Source organism: uncultured Pelagimonas sp., assembly GCF_947498515.1.
In the GTDB taxonomy this organism is placed as follows: domain Bacteria; phylum Pseudomonadota; class Alphaproteobacteria; order Rhodobacterales; family Rhodobacteraceae; genus Pelagimonas.
Window position 1 is genome coordinate 136,005 of sequence record NZ_CANMKO010000012.1, and the last position, 9,243, is coordinate 145,247.

The 9,243-nt window shown below is 54.8% G+C and carries 11 protein-coding genes; 7 read left to right on the forward strand and 4 right to left on the reverse strand.

Translation table 11 applies throughout. The annotated features are described in order from the left end of the window. Positions 1-32: 32 nt before the first annotated feature. From Q1A43_RS19790 to Q1A43_RS19800, 3 genes are all read right to left on the reverse strand, one after another. Positions 33-1,730: a calcium-binding protein gene (locus tag Q1A43_RS19790; protein WP_299938129.1), complete on the reverse strand. Its 1,698-nt coding sequence runs from the start codon at positions 1,728-1,730 to the stop codon at positions 33-35. Between the two features lie 251 nt (positions 1,731-1,981). Beyond that, the gene (locus Q1A43_RS19795) at positions 1,982-3,394 is read right to left on the reverse strand and encodes a calcium-binding protein (protein WP_299938131.1); all 1,413 of its coding nucleotides are present in this window, start codon (positions 3,392-3,394) and stop codon (positions 1,982-1,984) included. A gap of 241 nt (positions 3,395-3,635) precedes the next feature. Continuing rightward, the gene (locus Q1A43_RS19800; RefSeq protein WP_299938132.1) at positions 3,636-4,079 is read right to left on the reverse strand and encodes a DUF302 domain-containing protein; all 444 of its coding nucleotides are present in this window, start codon (positions 4,077-4,079) and stop codon (positions 3,636-3,638) included. A 116-nt stretch (positions 4,080-4,195) separates the two neighbouring features. Between Q1A43_RS19800 and Q1A43_RS19805 the strand changes: the two genes are divergently transcribed. Continuing rightward, positions 4,196-5,692 carry an FMN-binding glutamate synthase family protein gene (locus Q1A43_RS19805; RefSeq protein WP_299938135.1) on the forward strand — a complete coding sequence of 499 codons (1,497 nt, stop codon included), beginning with the start codon at positions 4,196-4,198 and terminating at the stop codon, positions 5,690-5,692. Here the strand turns inward: Q1A43_RS19805 and Q1A43_RS19810 are convergent. Then, complete coding sequence (locus Q1A43_RS19810) at positions 5,665-6,051, reverse strand: hypothetical protein (protein WP_299929330.1); 387 nt, start codon at positions 6,049-6,051, stop codon at positions 5,665-5,667. The genes Q1A43_RS19805 and Q1A43_RS19810 overlap by 28 nt on opposite strands. Before the next feature lie 58 nt (positions 6,052-6,109). On the opposite strand from Q1A43_RS19810, the gene Q1A43_RS19815 reads away from it, so the two are divergent. The 6 genes from Q1A43_RS19815 to Q1A43_RS19840 all read left to right on the forward strand — a co-directional run bounded on the left by Q1A43_RS19815 (position 6,110) and on the right by Q1A43_RS19840 (position 8,976). Beyond that, positions 6,110-6,577: a helix-turn-helix domain-containing protein gene (locus tag Q1A43_RS19815; RefSeq protein WP_299938138.1), complete on the forward strand. Its 468-nt coding sequence runs from the start codon at positions 6,110-6,112 to the stop codon at positions 6,575-6,577. 94 nt (positions 6,578-6,671) lie between these two features. Continuing rightward, positions 6,672-7,571, forward strand: a complete 900-nt coding sequence (gene msrP, locus Q1A43_RS19820; protein WP_299929335.1) for a protein-methionine-sulfoxide reductase catalytic subunit MsrP — start codon at positions 6,672-6,674, stop codon at positions 7,569-7,571. Positions 7,572-7,573: 2 nt separating this feature from the next. After that, the gene (locus tag Q1A43_RS19825) at positions 7,574-7,777 is read left to right on the forward strand and encodes a GDCCVxC domain-containing (seleno)protein (protein ID WP_299938141.1); all 204 of its coding nucleotides are present in this window, start codon (positions 7,574-7,576) and stop codon (positions 7,775-7,777) included. Beyond that, complete coding sequence (gene msrQ / locus Q1A43_RS19830; protein WP_299929354.1) at positions 7,777-8,373, forward strand: protein-methionine-sulfoxide reductase heme-binding subunit MsrQ; 597 nt, start codon at positions 7,777-7,779, stop codon at positions 8,371-8,373. Before Q1A43_RS19825 ends, msrQ begins: the two co-directional genes overlap by 1 nt. 70 nt (positions 8,374-8,443) lie before the next feature. Next, a complete protein-coding gene (locus Q1A43_RS19835; RefSeq protein ID WP_299938143.1) occupies positions 8,444-8,677 on the forward strand; it encodes a hypothetical protein in 234 nt (77 codons plus the stop codon). 65 nt (positions 8,678-8,742) lie between these two features. After that, positions 8,743-8,976 (forward strand): hypothetical protein, encoded by a 234-nt coding sequence (locus tag Q1A43_RS19840; RefSeq protein ID WP_299929344.1) that lies wholly within the window; start codon positions 8,743-8,745, stop codon positions 8,974-8,976. Positions 8,977-9,243 lie beyond the last annotated feature (267 nt).

Genomic DNA, 9,243 nt, shown 5'->3' on the forward strand with positions numbered 1-9,243 from the left:
AATCGGCGGGCCTTTTGCATGGTCTGTTTAGATCAGAAGATAAAGTCGTTGGCGTTAATGTCGGCCGCGTTCACGCCGATCAAGTTCAAGTCGTTGCCGCCATCCAGATCAATCAAAACGTTGCCGCCGACCTGAGTGACAGACATGTCACCAAAGCCCGAGATCGAACCAATGGCGCTGACGTCGATCATGTCCAACCCATCCTCAAAGTCCATGATGGTGTCGTCATTGCCGTTGCTGGCAAACACAAACGTATCTGCATCGGCCCCACCGGTCAGTCGATCGCGGCCGCGCCCGCCTTCGAGCGTATCGGCCCCGGCACCACCGTTCAGTTTGTCGTTGCCCTGATCACCAGACAAGGCGTCGTCGCCCGTACCGCCATCGAGAACGTCATTGTTGTTGCCGCCAGAGAGGACATCGTTGCCCGCGCCACCGTCAAGGCGGTCGTTCTTGCCACCACCATCTAGCGTATCGTTGCCAATCCCGCCTTCCAGCGTGTCTTTGCCATCGCCGCCCAACAAGGAATCGTCGCCATCTTGGCCATAGAGTTTGTCAGCGCCTGCTCCGCCATCCAGCGTGTCATTGGTGTCGCCGCCATTCATAACATCGTTGCCGCCGCTTCCGACCATGGGGGCCGCGACCATGACAAAATCCGAGGCGTCAATGTCGGTCCAAGCAACGCCTTCCAACAATACGGTGTTGCCATCCGAAAAGGTGAGTGTCGTGTTCGCGCCATCGCCGGTTAGGGTGATTTGCGACAGGTCCGTGATGCCAAGGGCGGTCACGTCGATCACATCCGTTCCGTTCTCAAAGTCGCTGATCACATCTTGGCCATTGCCGGGCATGACGACAAATGTATCTGCGCCCGTACCACCGGCTATCGTGTCATCACCTGCACCGCCTTCGATCGTATCTGCACCTGCTCCGCCGTCCAGATCATCATTGCCGGTGCCACCCAAAAGGACATCATTACCGGCATCTCCGGACAAGACGTCGTCTTGGTTGCCGCCATGCAGCTCATCGTCATTGTCGCCGCCGTTAAGAACATCGGCGTCACGGCCACCCAACAGGGTGTCATTGCCCGTGCCACCGTTCAACGTGTCATTGCCGGCGTCGCCAGACAGCAGGTCATCGCCAGCCTCTCCTGACATGTCGTCGTTGCCATTTGCGCCGGTCGCGGTGTCGTTTCCTTCGCCGGACGTCAACGTGTCATCACCGGCCAACAGGTTGTAATCGTCAGCACCGGATGTGCCTGTGATGTCATCCGCTTCGGGGGTGATCACCGGGCCTGTGGGGGTTTCGGCGATTGAGATTTCATAGGACTCAGTTGGCCCGTTGATGCCCTGAACGGCCAAGGAATACATGCGTGTGTGGGTTGGGGTGACCTCCATCGAAATGGTGTTGCCCTCAACCTGCAAATTCGCAACAGCCATAAAGCCAGTATAATGCATTTGGTCGGCTGCGTTGTGGGGAACGCCATCTGTCACGTGATAGCCAATAGAATGAAAATCAGCAGGATTAATGATGACCATGGAATGGAAATCGGCAATGTCCTCAACAGTCATTGTAATAGTGTAGGTTGTGCCGGCTTCTAAAACCGGAAGGTTGATGCCGTCTTGGTGATCAGTACCGCCAAAAGTTCCTTGAAACACGTCATCAAAGCCGATCGTAAAACTGCCGGTGGCGTGGGCGTTGATGTTGGAGTCATGCGTTTCTGTAATAATAGCCATTGTGATTTGCCTCAGCGATAGAATGTAAGTTGGGGCAATCACTCAAAACACGCGAAACTCAAAAGCTGCCCTTCAAATGTGTGTTTGACGCTAGGGAAAGGCGGTTTCATGGGCTGTTCAGGTCAATTTGTAGAAAGCTTTTGGCAACGCGCGCCGTATTCGGGGCTGATTGTGGCTAAACTGGTTAACGGATTTCGAAAAAGGAAACGGCCCGCCGAAGCGAGCCGCATTGTTTCTGGTTTTGACGCTTTTTAGAAAATGAAGTCGTCAGCCGATATGTTGGCGATGTCTGTGTTTTGCAAAGTCACGCTGTTGTCACCAGCAAATTGCACATGCACATCGGTTCCGATCTGGGTAACGGTCAGGCCGCTGTACCCTACGATGCCCTCAGACGCATAGGCGCTTACGTCCAACTGATCGCTGCCGTCTTCAAAGTCGGTGATCGTGTCGTTGTTGCTACGCATCGCAAAGACAAACACGTCGCTACCGGTGCCACCTGTCATCAAATCCTGGCCCCAACCACCGGTTAGCTCGTCATTGCCTGTGCCACCATCCATGGTGTCCTTGCCCGCACCGCCGTCCAATTGGTCGTTCCCGGCATCGCCCCACATCTTGTCGTTGCCGTTTTCGCCAATGATCTCATCAGCGCCGTCACCACCGTACAAACGGTCGTTCTTGTTGCCGCCGTTCAAATAGTCATTGCCGGAGCCGCCATCCAATAGGTCATTGTCGGCGTCGCCTGTGATAACATCGTTGCCTTGGCCGCCATAGATTTTGTCTTGGCCAGATCCGCCAGAGATCAGATCATTGCCATCTTCACCGCGGATTTGATCGCGCCCGGCACCGCCGCTTATGTTGTCATGACCATCGCCACCCCAGATACGATCCGAGCCATTGCCCGCGTCGATAACATCGGCCCCGTCTGTGCCGGTTACTGTGTCAGACCCTTCCGAGGTCTCAACAGGGGAGGGGGCTTCACTTAGAACAAAGTTGCTGTTGTCGAGATCAGCTGGTGAAATCCCCGACAGTTCCAAGGTGTTGCCGTAGCCAAGGTTGATGCGCGTGCTGGCCCCAAGATCTTCGAGGGTGAGTTGCGAGATATCGTAGATGCCGATGGTGGTCAGATCGATGGTATCGATGCCGATTTCAAAATCAGTGATGATGTCATTGCCGGTTTTCCAGCCGTCGATGATGAAGAGGTCGGCCCCATCTTCGCCGGTCATGACGTCGTCGCCTTTGCCACCGATGATGGTGTCGTCATTGGCCCCGCCATTCAGCGTATCGTTGTCATTTCCGCCGTCCAAAAGGTCTTCTGCATCACCACCGTATAGCTCATCATTGTTGTTGCCGCCGATCAATGTGTCGTCGCCAGCCCCACCAACAAGGAAATCATCCGCATTGCCACCGTCCAGCACATCGTTGCCGGCCTCACCATAAAGAGAGTCGTGGCCACAGGCTCCAACGAGCATGTCATCGCCTTCGCCGCCTTGGATGTCGTCGCCACCATTGCCCCCCAGCAAGGTGTCGTTGCCATCCATGCCTAAAATAAGGTCGGCACCATTGGCACCCATGTAATAATCATCGCCATCCAATAGGGCGACCACGTCACGTTCTACTGTTCCAGTCAGGCTATCGTTGCCGTCGGTTCCAAATGTTGTCGGCATGGCAGTGCCCCTTGTATAAAATGCGTCATTGATGCCCCAACACCCAAAATCACCGGCTTCCCCCCCAGGATCACCGCGAACTCGTAATGGTTAATGAAGCTATTGACTTGCGGGCAGGCGCGCAAAGAAAAAGACCGAATTTCGCCCAAATTCGGTCACATTTCAGTTTTGATGCCGTTATTGGTTTCTTACGACGCGACAATCGCAACCGGTGCGTGAAACTGTTGCTGGCGCTGCAGAATCACTCCAAGTCGATGGCGGTCTTCGCGATCCCATCCAAAAGGGTTTCGACCTTTTTCATGGCTCCGTCGGGAAAGCTGCGGAAGCCAATGGTGGTGACGTCCGGGGTCTCGGGACGGACCATGACAAAGATGTCATAGGGGCAGAACACGATGTTCATCGGATCGGCCTCCATCACCTCGCGTGAGATTTTGGCCGAGCAGAAACTAAAGACGTCGGCGTTGAGAAACAAAACCGTGTCCGATCCAACGTCTTCTCGGGTGCGTTCCAGCATGTCACCGGTATGAGACACGCTATCAATCACTAGACCGGCATCAAGAATGGCGCTCTCTAACCCAAAAACGACATCGTCAAAGCTCTCGTCTGTGTCATAGGTAATCATGTCCGCCGCAAGTGCCGCTGTGCTCATCAAACTTAGCGCGACTGCGCCCAAAAGCGTTTTCATGCTCTCTCCCTTTCACGAATGCGGCAGCGGGGCTGCCATTTGCCTTGGTTAATGGCACAGTAGCGTCAAAGGCTGGGTTTGCCCTGAGGCAAACCGACACATTCAGGGAGTCGCATATGGGTTACGCAATGGCCGCGCTGGAATACTTGGCGCTTTTCTTTGTTTTCTTTTTGGGCGTCGCGGTGGCGTTGATCATTGTTCTGTTCATTGCTGACCGGCGACAAACCGGGGATGCGATCCGGCGAAATTATCCGGTGATCGGGCGGTTTCGGCATATCTTTTCCGAGCTGGGAGAGTTTTTTCGCCAATATTTCTTTGCCATGGACCGCGAGGAAATGCCGTTTAACCGGGCGCAACGCAATTGGGTGTCGCGCGCCGTTGGGGCGAAAAGCAACACCATCGCCTTTGGGTCGACGCGTAATTTGAACGTGCCGGGTACGCCGATCTTTATGAATGCGGTGTTTCCACCGCTTGATGACCAATATGCCTCGACCGAACCTTTGCAGATCGGGCCTTATTGCCGCGAACCCTATGCGGCCCCGTCAATCTTCAATATTTCCGGCATGTCGTATGGCGCGTTGTCCAAGCCTGCGGTATTGGCGCTTAGCCGTGGTGCCGCCAAGGCCGGGGTTTGGATGAACACGGGCGAGGGCGGGATGTCGCCTCACCACCTCAAAGGCGGGTGCGATATTGTCTATCAAATCGGTACCGCGAAGTTTGGGGTGCGTGATGCCGAGGGTAACCTAAGCGATGACAAACTGCGCGAGGTTGCAGCACATCCAGAAGTGAAGATGTTTGAGATCAAGCTGAGCCAAGGGGCGAAACCCGGCAAGGGCGGCATTCTCCCCGCCGCCAAGGTGAGCAAGGAGATCGCCGAAATTCGCGGTATCCCCGAAGGTCAGCCGGGTATTTCCCCCAATCGTCACCGCGAGGTTGATGATTTTGGCGACCTGCTTGATCTGATTTCGCATATCCGTGAGGTGACCGGAAAGCCCGTTGGTTTCAAAACCTGTATGGGCTCGGCGGAACCTTGGATCGAGCTGTTTGATTTGATCAAAGAACGCGGAGCCGAGCACGCGCCGGATTTCATCACGGTTGATGGTGGCGAAGGCGGAACAGGGGCCGCGCCGATGCCCTTGATGGATTTGGTGGGGCTACCATTGCGCGAAGCCTTGGTACGGATGACAGATTTGCGCGATCAATATGACCTGCACGAGCGTATTCGCATTGTTGCCAGTGGCAAGCTGATCAACCCCGGTGACGTGGCTTGGGCGATTTGCGCGGGGGCGGATTTTGTCACCTCGGCGCGCGGGTTCATGTTCTCGCTTGGTTGTATTCAGGCGCTAAAGTGCAACCAGAATACCTGTCCCACCGGGATCACCACCCATGATCGAGGCCTACAAAAAGGGTTGGTTGTTGAAGAGAAAGACAAACGCGTCGCCGCCTATGCCAAGTCCATTATATATGAGGTGGAAACCATCGCGCATTCCGTTGGCGTGGCCGAGCCGCGATTGATGCGGCGTCGGCATGTGCGCATTGTGCGCGATGATGGCAGCTCGGTCCGAATGAACGAGCTCTACCCCTCTCATCCCAGTAGTGGCGCGGCGGCCTGATCAGGAAAAAGCAACGCAAGGGCAAGCCCGGCGGCGATGGCGCCAAATGGCCACGCCGCCCGGCGCACCCGTGGGTTAAGGCTCCACGTCATGATCATAACAAAGGCGCCGGCGTTGGAGACCAAGCCAACCCACATCATCCCCCATGGGATTTGCAGATCGAGCGCAACAAAGAGCGCTGCCAAATAGCCAACCACAAGGGCGGCCAAAGCGACGGCATAAAGCCGGTAGATAAGCGGGTCTTGGCCCCATTGCCCGGTTAGATTGTTGAGACGGGAATTATTGGCAAAGCCAAAGGTGGCGATGAGCGGAAGGGAAAGCAGTATTTTTGCAGTCAAAAGCAGAGCAAGGGCGGACATGGCGCGAATCCTGAGTTTGAATTTTGAACTTAGCCCAAGATGGTCTATCTGAGTTCGTATGTCAAACTCAGATGATTCCGAACTTGTCCCCCGTTTTCCACCTGACCGATGCGGCCTTGCCTTGGCGGCTGGGGTTCTGGGCGACAAATGGGTGCTTCTTATCCTGCGTCAGCTGTTTTACGGCGTTGCCCGGTTTGAAGACATTCGCGCCGATATCGGTATTCCAAAATCTGTTCTGTCGACTCGTCTGGCCGATCTGATCACCGAAGGTATTGTCGTCAAACGTCCCTACAAACCCGAAGGCGGGCGCACCCGGTGGGAATATCATCTGTCCAAAAAGGGTGTCGATCTTGCGATGTCGTTCTTGGCTTTGCTTGAGTGGGGCAACAAAAACCTACCCATTTCTGGTGCCGCTATTGGCCCGGTTGAAGCCGCCACGCGCCGCCACTTGCGTGTCGCCTTGGTCGACGATGAGGGGCGCGAGGTTCCAATGCAAACCATTCGGCTCGCGGACCTGTCACGCTAAAGTGTTACAGTCGCGGCACGGCAACGTGAGGCGAATTGCGTTGGCGGATGATCTCGGGCGCTTTATCTAAAGCTCACCAACCAAGGAGAAGCAAATGGCCAAGCGCTGGACCAACACCCTGACCCAAGCCGATGTAACACCCGAAGCGGCGTTTCTGAACCGCCGTCAAGTATTGGCAGGAATTGGGGCCGGAGCTGTGCTGGGCCTTGGCCATCAGGCGCAGGCTCAAGAGGCGCTTAAGCCCAACGCCTGGGAAGAGATCACCAACTATTGCAACTATTATGAGTTCGGGACGGGCAAAGACGATCCGGCTCGCAACGCCCGCGCGCTCACCACCGACCCATGGACCGTCAAGATTGACGGATTGGTCGAGCGTCCGGGCGACTATGCCCTTGGTGACATTCTCGCCAAGATGACTATCGAAGAGCGTATCTATCGGTTCCGCTGTGTCGAAGCGTGGTCAATGGTGGTGCCGTGGAACGGGTTTGAACTTGCGGATCTGTTGAATTTGGCCGGTGTTCAGACTGACGCCAAATATGTGGCATTTGAAACCGTGTATCGCCCCGAAGAAATGCCCGGCACCCGCTATCCTGTTTTGGACTGGCCCTACGTCGAAGGGCTGCGCCTTGATGAGGCAATGCACCCACTGACCCTGATGGCGACGGGCCTTTATGGCAAACCGCTTCCAAACCAGAACGGTGCCCCAATGCGCCTTGTCGTTCCATGGAAGTACGGGTTTAAATCAATCAAATCCGTGGTCCGCATTACCTTGACCGACACCCAGCCGCCCACCAGCTGGAACAAATCCAATGCCCGCGAATATGGCTTCTATAGTAATGTGAACCCAACCGTTGATCATCCACGTTGGTCACAGGCCACTGAGCGCCCCATTGGTGGCGGTCTGTTTGCCGGTAAGAAAGAGACGTTGATGTTCAACGGCTATGACGAAGTCGCGTCTCTTTATGAAGGTATGGATTTGGCCAAGCATTTCTAAGCATGGAAACGCAATCACGTCTGACATGCCCTGAATGTGGGTTCGCAGAGACCTTGGAAATGCCTCAGGATGCTTGCCGATGGTTTCATGAATGTACGGCTTGCGGTGTCGTGCTAAAACCACGAGCCGGCGATTGCTGTGTTTTTTGTTCCTACGGAACGGTCCGTTGCCCACCCATTCAACAAGGTGACACCTGTTGCAATTGATTGTCGAGAAAACCAACGCCTATGCCCGCAAGCTGCCAACTTGGGTTGTTTACCTGATCGGCGTCCTGCCCGCCCCGTGGTTTGTCTACCTCGGGGCCACGGGTGGGTTGGGGTTTGAACCCATCAAAGCGCTTGAACACGAGCTAGGCGAATTGGCCTTGCAACTGCTGGTCGCTGGCTTGGCCATTACTCCCTTGCGCCGTCATCTTGGTATCAACCTGATAAAGTTCCGACGGGCCTTAGGTCTTTTAGCCTTCTTTTACGTGTTCCTGCATCTCTTGGTTTGGGCGGTGCTTGATGTTCAACTCTTATCCCAAATCTGGGCCGATATTCTCAAGCGTCCTTACATAACGGTCGGGATGCTGGGGTTTGCGCTTCTTATCCCCTTGGCTGTGACATCCAACAATTGGTCGGTCCGCCGCCTTGGGCCGAAATGGCGCAAGCTTCACAAGCTGACTTATGTCGCCGTGCTACTCGGCGGGGTGCATTACCTGATGCTGGTCAAAGGGTGGCAGATCGAGCCGATGATTTACCTCGCGGTGATCGCGACACTCTTAACAATGCGAGTCAAATTCCCAAGCATTCGCCACGCCTAGGACGTATTTGGCACAAAGCATGGCCCTATTGCGACGACAGCTTGACCCTGTCACCGCAATAGGAGCTTTCATGCGTTTCATATCGATCATTCTTGTTACGATGTTACCGGTTGCAGCCCTGGCCGGTTCCGAGACCTGTGCCGAAGGGCCGTTTTGTAAGCACTCAACATCTCACCAAGAGCAGCCGGACCAAATGTATCCGGTGTACGTGAACAGTCAGGTCACGGACCTCAAAGAGGCGTCGGCCGATCTCCAAGGAGTACCGGAGATCGACGCATTTGTTGCGGAACAAATAACTGACTAATGACCTCGCGCGCCACAAGTGCGGCTCCCCCAAAAATCTAACCAAGTTCCCAAAGGAGAAACGTCATGCGTTTTGCCATTATCACTCTCATCGCAATTCTTCCCACAGCGTCGTTCGCAAATTCTCTGGACTGCTCACAGGTCCAATACTGTGTTGATCACTTGGCCAAGGCAGCCTCTGCCTTTCCAACGGCGATCAATAGTCAGATTACAGATGACAAGCTGATGCCGTCACTGGAAACCGAAGAGTATGCCGCGGCAGGCCAGCCGACCACCGTAAACGGTGCGATCGTAGACTAAGAGGCGAAAGCACAGCATGGAAGGTCAACTTCCGTGCTGGGATCGATTCATCCTTATACGAGGGTGACTCGGTCAAGATTACTGCGGTGCGATACAAGAACTGCTGCGACGCAGCAAAAGAATGTACCCAAACATAGGGGTAGGCGGAGTTCAAATTTTCCGCCTCCTTCTATCCTGTTGAAAACATGTCATTTTCGATGTTTTTTGAAAAAAGGTGATGGTTTTGTAAAAAAGGGGTTGCGGGTGTTGGGAGTTGGAACTAGAACC

Excerpts from the sequence above, each read along its gene's own strand:
- Q1A43_RS19800 (WP_299938132.1), bottom strand. The coding sequence starts at position 4,079 with ATGAAAACGCTTTTGGGCGCAGTCGCGCTAAGTTTGATGAGCACAGCG.
- Q1A43_RS19790 (WP_299938129.1), bottom strand. The coding sequence starts at position 1,730 with ATGGCTATTATTACAGAAACGCATGACTCCAACATCAACGCCCACGCC.
- Q1A43_RS19835 (WP_299938143.1), top strand. The coding sequence starts at position 8,444 with ATGCGTTTCATATCGATCATTCTTGTTACGATGTTACCGGTTGCAGCC.
- Q1A43_RS19815 (WP_299938138.1), top strand. The coding sequence starts at position 6,110 with ATGTCAAACTCAGATGATTCCGAACTTGTCCCCCGTTTTCCACCTGAC.
- msrP (WP_299929335.1), top strand. The coding sequence starts at position 6,672 with ATGGCCAAGCGCTGGACCAACACCCTGACCCAAGCCGATGTAACACCC.
- Q1A43_RS19805 (WP_299938135.1), top strand. The coding sequence starts at position 4,196 with ATGGGTTACGCAATGGCCGCGCTGGAATACTTGGCGCTTTTCTTTGTT.
- Q1A43_RS19840 (WP_299929344.1), top strand. The coding sequence starts at position 8,743 with ATGCGTTTTGCCATTATCACTCTCATCGCAATTCTTCCCACAGCGTCG.
- Q1A43_RS19825 (WP_299938141.1), top strand. The coding sequence starts at position 7,574 with ATGGAAACGCAATCACGTCTGACATGCCCTGAATGTGGGTTCGCAGAG.
- Q1A43_RS19795 (WP_299938131.1), bottom strand. The coding sequence starts at position 3,394 with ATGCCGACAACATTTGGAACCGACGGCAACGATAGCCTGACTGGAACA.
- Q1A43_RS19810 (WP_299929330.1), bottom strand. The coding sequence starts at position 6,051 with ATGTCCGCCCTTGCTCTGCTTTTGACTGCAAAAATACTGCTTTCCCTT.